18 protein-coding genes and 1 pseudogene are annotated in these 17,248 nt (G+C 72.7%); 13 read left to right on the top strand and 6 right to left on the bottom strand.

Annotated elements, in window-relative coordinates:
• Nucleotides 1–8: 8 nt before the first annotated feature.
• The 6 genes from BSB02_RS29810 to BSB02_RS29785 all read right to left on the bottom strand — a co-directional run bounded on the left by BSB02_RS29810 (nucleotide 9) and on the right by BSB02_RS29785 (nucleotide 5,709).
• Nucleotides 9–776 carry a DeoR/GlpR family DNA-binding transcription regulator gene (locus BSB02_RS29810; protein WP_084963916.1) on the bottom strand — a complete coding sequence of 256 codons (768 nt, stop codon included), beginning with the start codon at nucleotides 774–776 and terminating at the stop codon, nucleotides 9–11.
• Nucleotides 776–1,771 carry a D-2-hydroxyacid dehydrogenase gene (locus BSB02_RS29805; protein WP_084963914.1) on the bottom strand — a complete coding sequence of 332 codons (996 nt, stop codon included), beginning with the start codon at nucleotides 1,769–1,771 and terminating at the stop codon, nucleotides 776–778. Before BSB02_RS29805 ends, BSB02_RS29810 begins: the two co-directional genes overlap by 1 nt.
• A gap of 10 nt (nucleotides 1,772–1,781) precedes the next feature.
• Nucleotides 1,782–2,621 carry a carbohydrate ABC transporter permease gene (locus tag BSB02_RS29800; protein WP_084963912.1) on the bottom strand — a complete coding sequence of 280 codons (840 nt, stop codon included), beginning with the start codon at nucleotides 2,619–2,621 and terminating at the stop codon, nucleotides 1,782–1,784.
• 11 nt (nucleotides 2,622–2,632) lie between these two features.
• Nucleotides 2,633–3,523, bottom strand: coding sequence for a carbohydrate ABC transporter permease (locus BSB02_RS29795; RefSeq protein WP_206184957.1), 891 nt, complete (start codon nucleotides 3,521–3,523; stop codon nucleotides 2,633–2,635).
• Nucleotides 3,524–3,607: 84 nt separating this feature from the next.
• Nucleotides 3,608–4,915, bottom strand: coding sequence for an ABC transporter substrate-binding protein (locus tag BSB02_RS29790; protein WP_158088758.1), 1,308 nt, complete (start codon nucleotides 4,913–4,915; stop codon nucleotides 3,608–3,610).
• A 263-nt stretch (nucleotides 4,916–5,178) separates the two neighbouring features.
• Entirely contained in the window at nucleotides 5,179–5,709 is a 531-nt protein-coding gene (locus BSB02_RS29785) for a Rossmann-fold NAD(P)-binding domain-containing protein (protein ID WP_084963907.1), read from the bottom strand.
• Here BSB02_RS29785 and BSB02_RS29780 point away from each other — a divergent pair.
• The 13 genes and pseudogenes from BSB02_RS29780 to BSB02_RS41660 all read left to right on the top strand — a co-directional run bounded on the left by BSB02_RS29780 (nucleotide 5,708) and on the right by BSB02_RS41660 (nucleotide 17,237).
• The gene (locus BSB02_RS29780; RefSeq protein WP_084963905.1) at nucleotides 5,708–6,694 is read left to right on the top strand and encodes a carbohydrate kinase family protein; all 987 of its coding nucleotides are present in this window, start codon (nucleotides 5,708–5,710) and stop codon (nucleotides 6,692–6,694) included. The two genes, BSB02_RS29785 and BSB02_RS29780, sit on opposite strands and share 2 nt — an antisense overlap.
• Complete coding sequence (locus tag BSB02_RS29775) at nucleotides 6,691–7,596, top strand: SIS domain-containing protein (RefSeq protein WP_084963903.1); 906 nt, start codon at nucleotides 6,691–6,693, stop codon at nucleotides 7,594–7,596. Before BSB02_RS29780 ends, BSB02_RS29775 begins: the two co-directional genes overlap by 4 nt.
• A 2-nt stretch (nucleotides 7,597–7,598) precedes the next feature.
• Complete coding sequence (locus tag BSB02_RS29770) at nucleotides 7,599–7,937, top strand: hypothetical protein (protein WP_084963901.1); 339 nt, start codon at nucleotides 7,599–7,601, stop codon at nucleotides 7,935–7,937.
• Entirely contained in the window at nucleotides 7,934–8,869 is a 936-nt protein-coding gene (locus tag BSB02_RS29765) for a 1-phosphofructokinase family hexose kinase (protein WP_084963900.1), read from the top strand. The genes BSB02_RS29770 and BSB02_RS29765 overlap by 4 nt, the downstream gene beginning before the upstream one ends.
• Nucleotides 8,860–9,729 (top strand): class II fructose-bisphosphate aldolase, encoded by an 870-nt coding sequence (locus BSB02_RS29760; RefSeq protein WP_084963898.1) that lies wholly within the window; start codon nucleotides 8,860–8,862, stop codon nucleotides 9,727–9,729. The genes BSB02_RS29765 and BSB02_RS29760 overlap by 10 nt, the downstream gene beginning before the upstream one ends.
• A complete protein-coding gene (locus tag BSB02_RS29755; protein ID WP_084963896.1) occupies nucleotides 9,726–10,019 on the top strand; it encodes a hypothetical protein in 294 nt (97 codons plus the stop codon). The genes BSB02_RS29760 and BSB02_RS29755 overlap by 4 nt, the downstream gene beginning before the upstream one ends.
• A complete protein-coding gene (locus BSB02_RS29750) occupies nucleotides 10,016–10,696 on the top strand; it encodes a polysaccharide deacetylase family protein (protein WP_084963895.1) in 681 nt (226 codons plus the stop codon). Before BSB02_RS29755 ends, BSB02_RS29750 begins: the two co-directional genes overlap by 4 nt.
• A 165-nt stretch (nucleotides 10,697–10,861) precedes the next feature.
• Nucleotides 10,862–12,829 carry a hypothetical protein gene (locus BSB02_RS29745; protein WP_084963893.1) on the top strand — a complete coding sequence of 656 codons (1,968 nt, stop codon included), beginning with the start codon at nucleotides 10,862–10,864 and terminating at the stop codon, nucleotides 12,827–12,829.
• 85 nt (nucleotides 12,830–12,914) lie between these two features.
• Nucleotides 12,915–13,721 (top strand): annotated as a pseudogene (locus tag BSB02_RS29740) (MFS transporter); the annotation flags it as partial.
• A gap of 44 nt (nucleotides 13,722–13,765) precedes the next feature.
• Nucleotides 13,766–14,224 (top strand): MFS transporter, encoded by a 459-nt coding sequence (locus BSB02_RS42565; protein WP_158088757.1) that lies wholly within the window; start codon nucleotides 13,766–13,768, stop codon nucleotides 14,222–14,224.
• On the top strand, nucleotides 14,221–16,320 hold the full coding sequence (locus BSB02_RS29730; RefSeq protein WP_143591313.1) for an SDR family NAD(P)-dependent oxidoreductase: 2,100 nt from the start codon (nucleotides 14,221–14,223) through the stop codon (nucleotides 16,318–16,320). Before BSB02_RS42565 ends, BSB02_RS29730 begins: the two co-directional genes overlap by 4 nt.
• A 10-nt stretch (nucleotides 16,321–16,330) precedes the next feature.
• Entirely contained in the window at nucleotides 16,331–16,939 is a 609-nt protein-coding gene (locus tag BSB02_RS29725; RefSeq protein WP_084963891.1) for a TetR/AcrR family transcriptional regulator, read from the top strand.
• Entirely contained in the window at nucleotides 16,932–17,237 is a 306-nt protein-coding gene (locus BSB02_RS41660; protein WP_206184956.1) for a zinc-binding metallopeptidase family protein, read from the top strand. The genes BSB02_RS29725 and BSB02_RS41660 overlap by 8 nt, the downstream gene beginning before the upstream one ends.
• Nucleotides 17,238–17,248 lie beyond the last annotated feature (11 nt).

Raw genomic sequence — 17,248 nt, 5'->3', positions numbered from 1 at the left:
GCTCCAATCTAGGCCTGGATCACGGTGACGTTCTGCGCCCGCAGCGCGGCCACCGCGCTGTCCGGGGTCAGGCGGTCGGTCACGACGGTGTCGACGCGGGAGATGGGGGCGATGCGCACCGCGCTGCGCTGGCTGAACTTGCTGTGGTCCGCGAGGACCACCAGGCGGCGGGCGGCGGCGATCATGTTGCGGTCGGTCTCCGCCTCGGCCAGGTGCGCGCCGAGGACGCCGTAGTCGGGGTCGATGCCGTAGGCGCCGAAGAACGCCGTGTCGATGTGCACGTCGGCGAGCGCCTGGGTGGTGAGGTGGCCCAGCAGCGACAGCTCGACGTTGCGCATCAGCCCGCCGAGCACGAGCACCTGCACGGGCTCGGCCGTGGTGCCGATGGCGTGGGCTATCGCGATGGAGTTGGTGACCACGGTGATGTCGGGAACCGTCTTGAGGTGGGGCACGAGCTGCGCGGTCGTGGAGCCGCCGGTCAGCAGGATCGTGCTGCCGGGGGCGATGAGCTCGACGGCGCGGGCCGCGATGCGGGTCTTCTCCTCGAGGTTGCGCACGGCCCGCTCGGTGATGGAGTTCTCGTGCGGCTCGGGCTGGTCGATCGCCACCGCGCCGCCGTGCACCCGGCGCAGCAGCCCGCGCTCGTCCATCTCGTCCAGGTCCCGCCGGACGGTCGAGACGCTCACCCCGAGCAGCTCCGCGAGCTCGTCGACACCGATCGAGCCGTTGCGCCGCACGAGCTCCAGGAGCCTGCTCCTGCGCTTCTCACTCAGCATCAGTACCCGGCCTTTCTGTCCACCAGGTTCAACAGGGGGTCGCCCGCGATGAACCGGCGCAGATTCTCGGTGAACAGCGCACGGACCTGATCGCGGTAGCCGGGCGCGAATCCTGCCACGTGCGGGGTGATCAGTACATTGCTCTCGCGCCAGAACGGGCTGCCGGCGGGCAGCGGCTCGGTGGCGAAGACGTCGAGCGCGGCGAAGCCGACCTGGCCGGAGCGCAGCGCGGCGAGCAGCGCCTCCTCGTCGACCACCCCGCCCCGGGCCGCGTTGATCAGTACGGCTCCCGCCTTCATGCTGGCGAAGGCCGCCGCGTCGAGCAGGTGGTGCGTCTGCGGGGTGTGCGGCACGGTGAGCACGACGTAGTCCGACCTGGAGAGCAGGTCGTGCAGCCCCTCGGGGCCGACCACCTCGGCCTGCGCCTCCTGGGCGGGCTCGCCGTACCGCTCGCCGGCCCGCGGCCCGCCCCTGCGCATGCCGATGACGTTCATCCCGAAGGCGTGGGCCAGCCGGCCGATCTCGCGGCCGATCCGGCCGTAGCCCACGACGCCGACCGTCGAGCCCGGGATCATGCGCGGCATCAGCCGGTTCCAGCGGTAGTCCAGGTCCGGCCAGAACGACCGGCCCTGCAACGCGATGATCTCGGGCAGGTGGTGGGCGTGGGCGAGGATCATCATCAGCACGTACTCGGCCAGCGGCTTGGGGGAGACGCCGCCGATGGTGGTGATCGGCGTCTCGGCGGCCCACAGGTCGGTGCCGACGACGTGGTCGCAGCCGGAGGTGTCCAGCTGCACCCAGCCCAGCCGCGGCGCCTGGGCGCGCGTGGGGAAGGCGGTGTTGGTGTAGAGCACGTCGGTGCGGGCCAGCAGGCCGGCCGGGAGCTCATCCGCGGAGGCGGCCAGGTGCTTGTGCACGCGCACCTCGGGGGAGACCGCGGCCACGTCGGCGAGCCAGGCGTCGTCGAAGTCGAGCGTCACACAGACGTTGATCATGTCGTTCCCATCACTTGATGCCCGAGCGGGCCATGCCCTCGACGAAGTGCCGCTGGAACAGCGCGAAGACCACGAGCATGGGGATCATCGACACCAGCGACATGGCCAGCAGGGCGCCGTAGTCGTGGCCGTACTGGTTCTTCAGAAACAGCAGCCCCACCTGGAGCGTGTAGCTCTCGGCCTCCTTGAGCACGATCAGCGGCCAGGCGAACTCGTTCCAGCGCCACATGAACGTGAAGATCACCAGGACGGCGATCAGCGGCTTGCACAGCGGCAGCACGACCCGCGTGAAGATCCGCAGCTGGCCGGCGCCGTCCACCTGCGCCGCCTCGACCAGCTCGTCGGGGATGGCCATCATGAACTGCCGGGCCATGAACAGCCCGAACGCCTCGGCCAGCCGGGGCACGATGACTCCCCAGTTGGACCCGAGCATGCCGAAGTCCACCACCAGATGGAACTGCGGCACCATCACGACCTGCACCGGCACCATCAACGTGCTGAGGATCAGGATGAACAGCACGTTCCGGCCGGGGAAGCGGAGCTTGGCGAACGCGTACCCGGCCATCAGGTTGATCACCACGGTGAGCACCACGGCCGTGACGGCGATCACGACGGAGTTGAGGAACCAGGTCGGGTAGGGGAACTTGCTCCAGGGACCGGTGAAGTTGGCCCAGTTGATCGCGCTCGGCCACAGGCGCAGCTCCGCGCTGCGCAGCTCGGCGGGGGAGGACAGCGCGGTGACGACCATCCAGTAGACTGGGAAGAGCATCGCCAGCGCCCCGGTGGCCGCCAGCGCGAAGCGCAGCCTCGCCGTACGGCTCCCGGGGGAGCCCGCACCTGGAACCGTCATGGCGTCCCTCCTCACGGCGTGTCCCTGCGGCGGTTGACCCGCCACTGGACGATGGTCATCACCAGCACGATCAGGTAGAGCAGCACGCCGATGGCGGAGGCGTAGCCCTGCTGGCGCTGCTCGAAGCCGGTGGTGTAGGCGTAGGTGACGAGCATCGTCGTGGAGTTGCCGGGGCCGCCGCCGGTCATCACGTAGACGATGTCGAACACCTGGAAGCTGTTGATGATCCCGATGACCACCAGGAAGAAGGTCGTCGGGGCCAGCGAGGGGATCGTGATGGAGCGCAGCGTCTGCCACCGGGACGCGCCGTCGCAGCGGGCGGCCTCGTACACCTGGCGCGGGATGCCCTGCAGGGCCGCGAGGTAGACCACCATGTTGAAGCCGAGCCCGATCCACAGGCCGACGGCGACCAGCGAGAGCATCGCCGGCAGCCCCTCGGACTGCCAGTGCACCGGGTCGAGGCCCAGCAGGTCCAGCAGCCGGTTGACGATGCCGAGATCCTCGTTGAACATCCACACGGCGATCAGCGCGCTGCTCACCCCCGAGATCACCGCGGGCATGTAGTAGATCGCCCGGAGCAGGCCGCGGGCCGGCATGCGCTTGTTGAGCAGCAGCGCCGCCGCCAGGCCCGCGACCAGGCAGAGGGGCACCGACAGCGCGGTGTAGAGCGTGGTGTTGAGCAGCGCCCGCCAGAAGATCGGGTCGGCCAGGATGTCCTGGTAGTTGCGCAGGCCCACCCACCGGGCGATGCCGAACCCGCTGGTCTTCTGCAGGCTGATCCAGACCACCTTGACCAGGGGCCAGAACATGAAGACCGCGAAGACCGCGATGGCCGGGGCCGCGAACAGCAGCCCCGCGATCGCCTCGCGGCTGCGCCGGGACCGCAGTCGTGCCGGTCGCACTCCTCGTCCCGCCGGTGGCGGGACGGCAGGTGTCTCCCGGGGGAGACTGCTCACCGATGCCATCTGCCTGTGGCCTCCTCAGGTCTAGGCGGTGATCGCCTTCTGGATCGCCGCCGTCAGCCCGCCGAGCGTGTCGTCGGGGGACTGCCCTCCGGCGAAGTACGCCTCCAGCTGCTGCACCAGGGCGTCGTTGACGCCGGAGAAGCCGGGCAGCGTCACCAGCCTCACCAGGTCCGGCGGCATCGTGGTGGCCTGCTGCTGGAAGACCGGCATCAGATCGGGGCGGACGGCGTAGTCGAGCTTGGCCGCGGCCAGGTCCTTGCGCACGGGGAGCACGGTGGTCTTCTCGCAGAACATCTTCATGTTCTCCGGCGAGGCCAGGAACTTGGCGAACTGCGCGGCCGCCTCCGGGTTGGCGCTCTGCGTGGTGACCGCGATCGCGTTGCCGCCGAGGTCGGCGGCGGCGCCCGCGGCTCCCCTGGGCAGGAAGGTCACGCCGAACTCGAAGTCGGTGACGCGGGTGGTGATGTCGGGGAGCAGGAAGTCGCCGGCGAACGCCATGGAGATCTTCCCGGACGGGAAGACGAGGTCGGGGCTGTTGCTGGTCTTCACCAGCATGTTCTTGGGCATCAGCCCCTTGTCGTAGAACGACTTGGTGAAGGCCAGCGCCTGCCGGGCCTGCGGGGAGTCCAGGGCGACGCTCTTGCCGTCGGCGGCCAGGGCCCGGCCGCCGGCCTGCCAGAGCCAGTTGAACCAGCGGTAGGCGCCGTACTGCTGCCAGTTGACGCCGAACGCCGCGCCGCCGGGGTTGACGGCCTTGAGCTTCTCGGCCACCTCGATGAACTGCTCCCAGGTCCACGCCTCCTCCAGCGTGGCGGGCACGTCCTTGATGCCGGCCTTGGCGAAGTGCTCCTTGTTGTAGAGCACCGCGCTGGTGTCGGTGTGGTGGGGCACGCCGTACGGCTTGCCTTCGTACTGCACGCCCGCCCACAGCGCGTCGATGAAGGCCGAGCTCTCGCCGCCGATGGTGGAGCTGAGGTCCTGCAGCACGCCCTGGGAGCTGTAGATGCCGATGTCGTTGTAGGTGACGCGGAACAGATCCGGGCCCTGGCCGGACTGCAGCCGGGCGTCCAGGGTCTGCCGCATCTGCTCGTACGGCAGCCGCTCGACCTTGATCTTGATGTCCGGGTGCTGCTTCTCGAAGGCCCGGGCGACGGCGTTGAAGGCGCCCATCTCGGCGTCGGAGCCCCAGACCGAGAACGTCAGCGTTCCCTTCGACGCGCCGCCGCTCGTGGACGACGTGCCGCCACAGGCCGCGAGGCCGCTCGCGGCTGCTGCGCCGATGACCGCGGAACCTGTCGCGCGCAGGAACCGGCGACGGCTGAGATTCATGGGGCCTCCTCGGGGGGTTCCGACCAGTAGGGCCGTTCCTATCAACTTCATCCATTAAGCGTCAATACCTCTCAGAAGCTTTGCAGATCTGCGCGTTATTGATGCAATCACTGCTTGTTTCGGACACCTTTGCCGCTTGACAGTGCATGCCTGCGCTCCGGTACGGTCTCTGCTTGAGAGTTTTGAGTGTTTCTGAGAGAAACTGCTTGCCGGGCTGATCGTCGCCCGTGAACAGGAGCCGCATGCGTGACAGCCGGTCCCGGTCAGGACCCTGGCCGCTCACTCCACGGGCGGATCACCCCCAGCACGGCGCTCTCCCCGCGGTCGGCTACGCCCACCGCGGCGGCCGACACCTCCCGCGGCGTGTGCCAGCGGACGCCTCCGGCGTCACGGTGCCAGCCGAGCAGCAGGTGGCGGACGTCGGCCCGCCCGTGCCTGCCCTCGGCCAGCGGCGGCGCGGGCGCGTCCTTCGCGGCATAGGCGCTGACGAGCAGCGCCACCAGCAGGCCCTCGACCCGGGCGGCCAGCACGTGCCAGGCCTCATCCGGCGCGAACGGCTGGTAGGCGAGCGCCAGGCTGATCGGGCCGCGCTCCTCGACCGCCCGGTCGAGCGCCCGCGCGAACGCCGCGGCATCCGTGACGTCCGCGACCACCGGGTGCGCGGTTCCCGCCAGGCGGGCCGCCCGCCCGGAGGAGCGGGACACGACGGACACCAGCGCTCCGCGGGCCGCCAGCGTCTCCACGGCCGGAGCGAGGATGCCCGTACCCCCGACGACCAGAACGTGAGGTGGCATGGCTGACATAGATCTCCTCGTCTTGGGCGAGCTCAACGCGGACGTCATCGTCGAGTGCGGCGACACCCGCCCCTCGTTCGGGCAGGTCGAGGACATTGTGGAGGACGCCGAGATCGTCCTCGGCAGCTCAGGGGCGATCACCGCCTGCGGCGCCGCCCGGCTCGGCGCCAGGGTGGCCATGGTAGGCGTCGTCGGCGACGACTGGCTCGGCGAGTTCGTGCTGGAGCGGCTCCGCGAGCGCGGCGTGGACACGACTCACTGCCTGCGCAGGCCGGGCCGGCGCACCGGCATGAGCATCGTGCTCGGCTCCCGCGGCGACCGGTCGATCCTCACCTTCCCCGGTGAGATCGGGCGCCTGGCCGCCGCCGACGTGGCGCCGCAGGCCCTGGCCGCCGCCCGGCACGTGCACGTCAGCTCCTACTTCCTCCAGTACGACCTGTGGGCAGGGCTGCCCGGCCTGTTCCGGTCGGTGCGGGACCGCGGCGCCACCACGTCGGTGGACCCCAACTGGGACCCCGCCCGCGACTTCGGCCACGGCCTGCCCGAGCTGCTGCCGCTCGTGGACTACCTGCTGCCCAACGAGGCCGAGGCCGTGCGCATCGCCCGCGCGGACGGCGTGGAGGAGGCCGCGGCCGCGATCGCCGCGCGGGGCGCCTGTGCGGTCGTCAAGCGCGGCGGCGACGGCGCCCTCCTGCACCATCCCGACGGCACGGTCCTCACGGTCGACGCGCCGCGGATCACCCCTGTCGAGACGACCGGCGCGGGAGACTCCTTCGACGCCGGCCTGCTCGCCTCCCTGCTCACCGGCGGCGATCTCGCCACCGCCCTGCGCACGGCCTCCGCCTGCGGCGCGCTGTCCACGCAGGGCCGGGGCGGCACCGCCGCGCAACCGACGGCGGACCAGGCCCGCGCACTCGCCGGAACGCTCACCGTCACCCCGCCAGAAGGACCCCTGCCAGAAGGACAAGGAAGAGAGAAGCAGTGACCACCACGACCGAGTCCGGACTCGCCCGCCGTACCGAAAGCGAGGTCGTCAGCCAGCCCGAGACGTGGGAGCGTGTGATCCACTCCGCCGAGAGCCTGGGCGCCGCGCTGCCCGGCAGCGGCGCGAGCGTGCTCGCCGTCGGCTGCGGAACCTCCTACTACATCCTCGACTCCTACGCTCACCGCCGCCAGCGGCTCGGCCACGGCAAGACCCGGGCGGCCATCGCCTCCGAGCTGGACGACCCCGACCGCTACGACGCGGTGGTGCTGCTGTCCCGTTCCGGCACCACGAGCGACCTGGTACGGCTGGCGCGCGAGCTGTCGGAGCACACGACCACCGTCGCGATCACCGGCACGCCCGGCTCGCCGATCACCGAGGTCACCCACCGGCACGTGCTGCTCGACTACGCCGACGAGCAGTCGGTGGTGCAGACCCGCTACGCGACCTCCGCGCTGACCCTGTTGCGCGCCTCGATCGGCGACGACGTGGCGGGCCTGCCCGCCCAGGCCAGGGCGGCGCTGGCCGAGCCGCTCGTGGCCGACCCGGCGGACTACGACCACCTGGTCTTCCTCGGCACCGGATGGACGCGGGGGCTTGCCGAGGAGGCCGCGCTCAAGTGCCGGGAGGCGGCCCGGCTGTGGACCGAGTCCTACGCGGCGCTGGAGTACCGCCACGGCCCCATCGCCTGCGCGGGACCGCGAAGCCTCGTCTGGGCCCTGTCCCCGTTGCCCGAGGACGTCGTCGAGGCGATCGCCGGCACCGGCGCCACCCTCCGCGTGGCCTCGGCCGACCCGCAGGCCGAGCTGGTGCGTGTGCACCGCCTGGCGGTGGCCTACGCCCGCCGTCGCGGCCTGGAGTGCGACGCGCCCATGCACCTGTCCCGTTCCGTCGTCGTGGAGTGACCGTGCCGTTCGTCCAGATCACCTCCGCCGCGCCGGTCTCCGCCGAGCTGGCGGCGCGGCTGGCGGCCGAGGTCGCCGGGGCGCTCGGCCTGCCGGACGGCGCGGTCGTCGTCCAGCGTGCCGCCCTGGCCGCGGAGGATGCGGCGCGCGGGGACCGGCCGGTCGATCTCGGGGCGGTCGCCGTCGTCCGCGGCAGGCTCCGCGATCCCGCGGCCATGCGCGAGGCCGTGACCCGGGTGGGGGCGCTGCTCGCCGCCGGCCTCGGACTTGACCCGGACCTGGTGTTCGTCTCCTGGCCGGACCCGGGCACGGCCGCCACCGGCGCGGGAGCGCTGACGTGATCCTCACGGTCACCCCCAATCCCGCGCTCGACGTCACCTACCGGGTCGCCGGCCTGACCGTGGACGCGGTCAACCGGGTGGCCGGGACGGACGCCCGCGCCGGCGGCAAGGGCATCAACGTCGCCCGCGTGCTGCACGCCCTGGGCGTCCCCGCGACGGCGTTGGGCTTCGCGGGCGGCCGGGACGGCGACGCGCTGCGGGCCGGCCTCGACGCCCGCGGCATCGCGCACGACCTCGTCGCGACCCGCGGCGAGACCCGGCGCACGGTCGCCGTGGTCGATCCGGCGGCGGGAACCGTGACGCTGCTGAACGAGCCGGGGCCGGTGATCACGGAGTCGGAGTGGACGGCGCTGCGAGACCGGGTGGAGTCCCGGCTCCCCGGGGCGTCGGTGCTGGTGCTGTCGGGCAGCCTGCCCCGCGGCCTGCCCGACGACGCCTACGCCATGCTGGTACGGCAGGCGGAGCGGCACGGCGTGCCGGTCGTCCTGGACGCCGACGGGGTGGCGCTGCGCCAGGCCGTGCCCGCCGGGCCGCGGGTCGTCAAGCCCAACGCCGCCGAGCTGGCCGGGGCCACCGGCCTGCCGGGCCTGGAGGCGGGCGCCCGCCTGCTGCGCCGCGACGGCGCCCACGCGGTCGTCGTGTCGGACGGGCCCCGGGGGCTGTACGCCGACACCCCCGACGGATCCTGGCGGGCCGTTCCGCCGCGGGTCGTGGGCGGCAATCCCACCGGGGCGGGGGACGCGGCCGTCGCCGCGCTCGCCGTCGGGCTGGCCGAGGGCTGGGATTGGCCCCGCACGCTCGCCCACGCGGCCGCACTGTCGGCGGCGGCCGCCACGGCTCCGCTGGCCGGCCAGGTCGAGCTCGCCGCCTATCACGACAACCTCGGACGTGTCTCCCTAAGGGCGGGAGAGGAAGCCCCGCAGTGCCGCTGACATCCACCGCCGAGATCCTCGCCGAAGCCCGCGGCAGCGGGAGGGGAGCGGGGGCCTTCAACGTCATCCAGATCGAGCACGCCCAGGGCATCGTCGAGGGCGCACGGCGGGCGGGCCGTCCGGTGATCCTCCAGCTCAGCGAGAACACCGTCGCCTACCACGGCTCGCTCGCGCCGATCGGCGCCGCGCTGCTGGCGGTGGCCCGCGAGGCGGCGGTGCCGGTGGCCGTCCACCTCGACCACGCCACCCGGACCACGCTGGTGGACGAGGCGGTCGAGCTGGGCTTCGGCTCGGTGATGTTCGACGCCTCCGCGCTGCCGTACGAGGAGAACGTCGCCGCCACCGCCGGGGTCGTCGCGGCGGCACACGCGCGGGGCGTCCTCGTCGAGGCGGAGCTGGGAGAGATTGGAGGGAAGGACGGCGTGCACGCGCCCGGAGCGCGCACCGATCCGGGGGAGGCCGCCGAGTACGTCGCGGCCACCGGCGTGGACGCGCTCGCCGTCGCGGTCGGGAGCTCGCACGCGATGCTCACCCGCGACGCCGCCCTGGACTTCGGGCTGATCGCACGGTTGCACGACGCCGTGCCGGTGCCGCTGGTGCTGCACGGCTCCTCCGGCGTGCCGGACGAGGGCCTCGCCGAGGCCGTACGGCACGGCATGACGAAAATCAACGTTTCCACGCAGCTGAACAAGGTGTTCACCGCGGCCGTCCGCGAGCATCTGGCGGCCCGGCCGCGGAAGGTGGACCCGCGCGGCTATCTGGGCGCGGCGCGCGAGGCGGTGGCCGAGCAGGTCGCGCACCTGCTGCGGGTCATCGACCCGGTGGACGAAGACCCGGTGGACGAAGGAGAGGACAGATGAGCCTGGGATACGTTCCCCACCCCGATCCCGAGACGGTGCTGGCCGACTGCGAGCAGCGGGCGCTGGAGCGCGAGGGCATCCCGATGGTCCTGGCGCTGGAGGACCTGACCGGCGGGCTGCCGCCGGTACGGGACGCCTCCGCGCTCGCCGAGGGGCCCGAGCTGGCCCGCCTGCTCGGCCACTACGGCGAGCGGCTGCGCCCCGGCGCGGCCGACGACGATCTGAAGGCGCTGGCCTCGGTGCTCACCGTGCTGGCGCGGGCGCACTTCGACGAGGGGAGCAAGGCGTGAGCGGGTACGGGTTCGCCCAGCACCGGGCCGCGCTGCGCGAGGGCCGGTACCTTCGCGTGGTCAACTACCACAACACGCCGCAGTCCACGGCGGACCAGCTCCGCGCGGAGCTCGCCGCGTACGCCGCCGCCTTCGCCTGCGTCACCCTGGAGGACCTGGACCGGTTCTACGCCACCGGCGAGTGGCACCTGGACCGGCCGGGCTTCATCCCGGTCTTCTACGAGGGTTACCTCAACAACGCCACCGTCGCCGCGCCCATCTGTGACGAGCTCGGCATCGTGGCCTGGTTCCCGATCATCACCCGGTTCGTCGACTGCCCGGTGCCCGACCAGCGGGCCTTCGCCGAGGCGCACCACATCGACCTGGTCGAGGAGGAGCTCGCCGCCGAGCGGCTCGCCATGAGCTGGGACGACGTGGCCCGGATCGCGGAGCGGCACGTGGTGATCCCGCACACCGGCTCGCACGAGCAGATCTCGAAGGTGGTCACCCGCGAGGACGTCGAACGGGAGATCTTCGAGCCGCGCCGGGCCGTCGAGCGGGTCACCGGCCGCGAGGCCCCCGGGTTCGTGTGGCTGTACGGCGCGCCGTACGGGATGAACCCGGAGCAGGACGCGGCGGTCCGCGAAGCGGGCTACCGCTACCAGATCAGCAACACGATGATCCAGCGCATCGCCTGACGGGACCCTGGCGCCTCACCGAGGTCTATCGAACGACCGTTAGACACTCCAGTGTGGCGCACGGCCAAGGCCCTGCCTAGACCAGATTTCTGGCGACTTTTCGCGACTTGACCGGCCTGGTGGGAGGGCGTGCTATCGAGGCGCCCTCCACCGGAAAGGTCCACCATGCGCCTTCGATCCCGCCTGCTGACCGTCGCCACGGCAGCAGCGCTCGTCCTCGGCTCCGGGTTACTCCACGCCGCCCCCGCGGCGGCGATCCCGGCCAACCACATCTGCGACCCCGTCGACCCGGCGGCCTGCCTGCTGCCGTTCCCCAACGACTGGTTCACCCGCGCCGATGCCGGCAGCCCGACCGGCCGCCGCGTCGACCTGTCGATCCTCGCCACCCCGCGCAGCGTCGGCCTGATCCCGATCGACCCGGCCGAGTGGAACAAGAACGACGGCTTCTCGCCCGGCCAGGCCGTCCTCGCCCGGGTCCCCGGCATCGACCTGCGAGCCACCGGCGCCGCCCCGATCACCGACATGGCGCGCTCGCTCGCCCCCGACGCGCCGATCGTCATCGTCGACGCCGCGACCGGCGAGCGCCACCCGTACTGGGCCGAGCTCGACGCCAACGCTCCCGACAGCCGCAGGGCGCTGATCGTGCGGCCCGCCCGCAACTTCGCCGAAGGCCACCGCTACCTGGTGCTCCTGCGCAACCTCCGCACCGCTTCCGGCGCCGTGATCCCGCCCGGCGCCAAGACCGCCGACCTGCTCGACGGCGAGCCCTGGTACAGCCCCGACCGCGAGCGGTCCGACCGGCTGCGCCGTACCGTCTCCGAACTCCAGCGTCTCGGCGTGTCGACCGAGGGCGTCTACCTCGCCTGGGACTTCACGGTCGCCAGCACCCGGGGCCTGACCTCGCGCATGCTCCACATCCGCGACGACGCCTTCGCCAAGCTCGGCGCCGCCGCGCCCGCCTTCACCGTCACCCAGGTGACCGACTACACGCCCGAGCAGGACGCGCGGATCGCCCGGAAGGTCCGCGGCACCGTCACGCTGCCGAGCTACCTCGACCAGCCCGGCGGGCCGCCCGGATCGTCCTTCTCCTACGGCTCGAACGGCCTGCCCGCACAGGCCGGCGGCAACACCCAGACGGCCGGCTTCGTCTGCAACCTGCCACGTGGTACGGCTCCCGCCCGCCCGGCGCTGTTCGGGCACGGCCTGCTCGGCACCGCCGACCAGATCGACGCCGGCGACCTGAAGCAGGCGAGCTTCGAGCACAACATCATGCTGTGCGCGACCGACTGGATCGGCATGTCCTCGGCCGACGTGCCGAACGTCGTCACCGTCTTCGGCGACTTCAGCCGCTTCAAGACCATCCCCGACCGGACCCAGCAGGGCTTTTTGAACTTCCTGTTCCTGGGGCGGGCGCTCAAGCATCCGGACGGCCTGGCCTCGCACGCCGCGTTCCGCGGCAGGTTCGACCCGAACGGCCTGGTGTACGCCGGGGCCAGCCAGGGCGGCATCCTCGGGGCCGCGCTGACCGGCGTCGCGCAGGACTTCACCCGCTCCGCGTTGATCGTCCCCGCGATCAACTACAGCACGCTCCTCAACCGCAGCGTCGACTTCGACCAGTTCCAGCCGCTGCTGGATGCCACCTATCCCGACAAGCTCGACCAGCAGCTGGTCTTCGGGCTGATCCAGATGCTGTGGGACCGCGGCGAGGGCAACGGCTACGCGGCGCACCTGGCCTCCGACCCGCTGCCGGGCACGCCCGCCAAGCGGGTGCTGATCCACGAGGCGTTCGGCGACCACCAGGTGGCCAACGTGGCCACCGAGGTGCTGGCCCGGACCATGGGCGCCCGCGTCAGGCAGCCCGCGCTGGAGCCGGGCCGCAGCCCGGACGTCACGCCGTTCTGGGGCATCCCGGCCGTCCCGTCCTCTCCCCACGCCGGGTCGGCGCTGGTCATGTGGGACAGCGGCAGCCCGCCCCCGCCGCTCACCAACACGCCGCCCCGTGAAGGCCACGACCCGCACGGCGACACCGGCGGCTCGCCCGAGGCCCGCGCGCAGCTCGCGCACTTCTTCGCGACCGGCGAGGTGATCGACACCTGCGGCGGCGCGCCGTGCAAGGCCCCCTCGGGTCGGTGACCGCCAGGCCCCGGCCGCCAGGGCTGGTCAGGCGGCCGGGGCTGCGTCACACTCGCTCTAACGGTCGTTCGATAGAGGCGCCGGCATGAGATTACCGAACAAGATCGCGTATGCCTCGGGGAACTTCGCCAACACGCTGTGCCAGCAGACGGCCGGCCTGCTGCTGCAGTTCTACTACATCGACGAGCTCGGGCTGTCGCCCGCCTTCGCCGGCACGGCCTGGATCGCCTACAGCGTGTGGAACGCGGTCAACGACCCGCTGGCCGGCACCCTCAGCGACCGCACCACCGGCAGGCTGGGGCGGCGCAAGCCGTACATCCTCTTCGGGGCGGTCCCGCTGGGCGCGGCGTTCTTCGCGTTGTGGGTGCCGCCGCAGGGCCTCCTCCCGCTGTGGTTCCTGGGCAGCCTGCTGCTCTTCGACACCGTCTTCAGCCTGGTCACGGTGGCCTACAACGCCTACTTCGCCGAGCTGGCCACGGCAGTGAGGGAGCGGGCGAGCCTGGCCGCCTGGCGCGAGGCCCTGGCCGGGGTGGCCCTGCTCGCCGCCTTCGTGGCCGCGCCGGAGCTGTCCAGGAGCCTGGGATACCCGGCCATGGGGGCGGTCCTCGGCACGGCGACAGCCGTGTTCTACCTGGCCGCGCTCGGGTCGGGGCCGGCCCGGCGGGCCGAGCGGGCGCTCGCCCCCGGGCTGTGGAGGTCGATGCGGATGTGCCTGGCCCACCGCCCGTTCCAGGTCTTCGCCGTCGCGAGCGTGCTCACCTGGCTGATCTGGACGATCATGCCGGCGCTGCTGCCCTTCTACATCAAGTACGTGCTCGGCGCCGCCCAGGGCGCGACGCTCTTCGGGCTGACCGTCGGCCGGGGCCTGACCGAGGCGGTCCTGCTGGGCACGCCGTTCGTGCTGGTGGTGCCGCTGATGCCGCGTGGAACGCCATCGTGCGCACGCTCGGCGCCGCCAAGTCCTACCGGCTGGCCTTCGCGGTGTTCGTTCCCGGCGTGGTCCTGCTGCTGCTGGCGCCCGGCTTCGAGGCCGCCTTCGCCGGCACCACCCTGCTGGCCCCCGGCCTGGCGGGGATGCAGGTGGCCCGGCTCTGCCTGCTCGCCGAGATCGCCGACGACGACGCCGCACGGACCGGCCTGCGCAGGACGGGAGCCTACTTCGGGCTCAACGGCATGCTGAGCAAGGCCGCCTTCGCCGTCCAGGGGCTCCTGGTCGCCACGGTGCTGCCGCTCACCGGCTACGTCCCCGGCGCCGGCCAGCCCGCCGGTGCCCTGGCGGGCATCAGGTTCCTGTTCGCCGGGGTGCCGCTGCTGTGCTGCGTGCTCGGCTTCGTCGTGCTCGGCTTCGCCGCCCTGCGCGTCCATCGTCTTCGTCCCGCCGAGGAGGTCGTGTGACCAAGGTCTGGCTCATCACCGGCGCCGCCCGCGGGTTCGGCGCCCGCCTGGCCGACCGGGCGCGTACGGCCGGCGACCACGTCGTTGCCGCCGACGTGGCGCCGGGCGAGCAGTGCCTGCCCATGGACGTCACCGACCCCGGCGCGGTGGAGTCCGTCGTGGCCGAGGCCGTGGCGCGGCTCGGCCGGATCGACGTCCTGGTCAACAACGCCGGGCTCGGCCTGGGCGGGCCGTTCCTGCACTGCGATCTGGCCGAGGCCCGCTGGCTCATGGAGGTCAACGCCCTCGGGGTGATGACCGTGACCAGGGCCGTGCTGCCGCACATGGTGGCACGCGGCTGCGGGACGATCGTCAACGTCTCCTCCGACAGCGGGCGCATCGGCTTTCCGTTCCAGAGCGTCTACGACGCGAGCAAGCACGCCGTCGAGGGGTTCTCCGAGGCGCTGCGGCTGGAGCTGGCCGGCCTCGGCGTGCGGGTCTGCCTGGTCGAGCCGTGCGGCCAGTTCAGGACCGACATGCCGCGCGAGGCCGTGGCGGCGGTCGCCGTACCCGAGGACAGCCCCTACGCGGAGGTGGTGGCCGAGACCGCCGCCAGGATGCGGGCCGAATGGGAGCACGCCGCCGACCCCGACCTGGTCGCCACGGCCATCGTGAACCTGGTGGCGCACCCCGACCCGCCGCTTCGCACCACGGTCGGCCCGGCCGAGCGCACCAGGCTCGTCGCCCTGCGCCGCCAGGTGCCCGACGAGGAGTTCCTGGCCTTCCTCGGCCGGGTCGCCGCCGGCGGCGGCAGGCCCCAGGCGGGCGTGACGGGCGGCGAGCTGGTGGTCCGCGAGCTGGCCGCCCACGGCGTCACCGCCGTCTTCGGCCTGGTCGGCGGCCACAACTACGAGATCGCCGACGCCTGCGCCGACCACGGCGTCAGGTTCGTCGACGTGCGCCACGAGCAGCAGGCCGCCCACCTGGCCGACGGCTGGGCGCGCTTCACCCGGCAGGTCGGGGTGGTGACCGTGGACGCCGCCCCCGGGCTGGTCAACGCGCTGCCCGGGCTGGAGGTGGGGTACGAGGCCCAGGTGCCCATGCTGATCGCCGGGTCCGGCGTGTGGTGGTCACGGGCGGAGGCCGAGCTCGTCGCCTTCGCCGAGGCCACCGGCATGCCGGTCCTCACCAGGAACCTGGCCAGGGGGATCCTGCCGGAGGACCACCCGTGCGCCGTCGGGTTCTTCCCCGCCCCCGCCGCCCTCGCCGACGCCTTCCTCGTGGTCGGCACCCGGCTGGACTGGACGATCGGCAACGGCCGCTTCCCGCTCTTCGCCCCTGACGCCCCCGTGGCCCAGGTGGACATCCGGCCCGAGGCGATCGGCAAGACCCGCCCCGTGGACGTCGCCGTGGCCGGCGACGCCGGGGCGGTGCTGTCCCAGCTCACCGGCGTCAAGCGGGTCGCCCCGTCATGGACGGAGGCGGTCCGCCGCTCCGTGCTCGACGCCCGCCGGGAGCTGTCGGCCTCCGTCGCAGGCCACCACGGGCCCATCCACTCCATCCAGCTCGTCGCCGCGCTCCAGGACGTCCTGCCCCGGGAGTCCATCACCGTCGTCGACGGCGGCTACATCGCCGCCTTCGCCCTCCAGCTGCTCCAGGCACACATCCCGGGCGGCGTGAGCTGGGTGGGCTCCACCGGCCACCTCGGCGTCGGCGTCGCCCACGCCATGGCGGCCAAGCTGGCCCACCCCGGCCTGCCCGTGGTGGCGCTGGTCGGCGACGGCTCGTTCGGCCTGTCGGGGCTGGAGTTCGACACCGCCGTACGGCACGGCCTGCCGATCACCGTCGTCGTCGCCAACGACGCCGGATGGGGCGAGATCCGCGACGGGCAGCGCCGCCGCTTCGGCAGGCTGACCGGCTCGGAGCTGAACCCCACCCGCTACGACCAGCTCGCCGTCGCCCTCGGCGGCCACGGCGAGCACGTGGAGGAGCTCGCCGAGCTGCGCCCGGCCCTGGAACGGGCGCTGGCCTGCGGCCGCCCCGCCGTGGTCGACGTCGCCACCGACCGCCGGCAGACCAGCACCGCCGTCTCCGGCCTGCCGTGGATCTACGAGTGAGGATGGCTTCATGAGCGAGGAGAGGGTCGTCGAAGCGGCCACGGCGCTGTTCGCCGAGCACGGCTACGCCGGGACGAGCATCCGGATGATCGCGGCGGCCACCGGCCTCAGCGTCGCGACCGTCGACTACCACGCCCGCGGCAAGGCGTCCCTCTACCGCAGGTGCCTGGCCCGCCTGGCCGAGCAGGAACGCGACGTGGCCGCCGCGCTGCTGGCCGACCTGGACTCCCGGCCGCTCCGCTCCCGCGCGGACGCGCTGGCCTTCCTCGGCCACGCCGCCGAGGTGCTGGTGCGGATGACCCGTGACCGGCCGCACGTGCCCAGGCTGTGGGTCCGCCAGTGGCTCGACGGGCCCGCCGACCTCGATCCGGAGTACACGCTGAGTCCCTACCGGGCCTTCGGCAAGGTGCTGGACCGGCTGGCCGACGCCGGATACGCCGCGGAGAACAGGGAACTGCTGCTGTCCAGCGTCACCTGGCTGCTCTACGGCTACTTCCTGGCCGGGCCGCTGGACTGGCGGCTGGGCCACGACGACCCCGCCCGTCCCGAGCACGTGGCCGCCTTCACCGCCCTGCTCACCGCCCACCTCGCCGGTGCGCTGGGGATCTCCCATGACTGACCTGGTCGCCGACGTGCTGGAGTTCTGCTCCATCCCCAGCGAGAGCACCACGCCCGAGCGCGCCCCGGACGTCAGGCGCGCCGCGCTGTGGCTGCGCGACCACCTGACCGCCCGCGGCTACACCGGTGCGCGGCTGCTGGAGACGCCCGGCCACCCCTCGGTGTACGCCGAGCGCGGGGCCGGCCCGCACGCCCCGACCGTGCTGATCTACGGTCACTTCGACGTCCAGCCCGCCGAGCCGTTGGACGCCTGGACCAGCCCGCCGTACGAACCGGTCGTCCGCGACGGCGCCATCTGAGCGCGCGGCGT

Origin of the sequence: Thermoactinospora rubra (genome assembly GCF_002093975.1) — a bacterium.
In the GTDB taxonomy this organism is placed as follows: domain Bacteria; phylum Actinomycetota; class Actinomycetes; order Streptosporangiales; family Streptosporangiaceae; genus Nonomuraea; species Nonomuraea rubra_A.
This window is presented reverse-complemented; position numbering and strand designations above follow the sequence as displayed.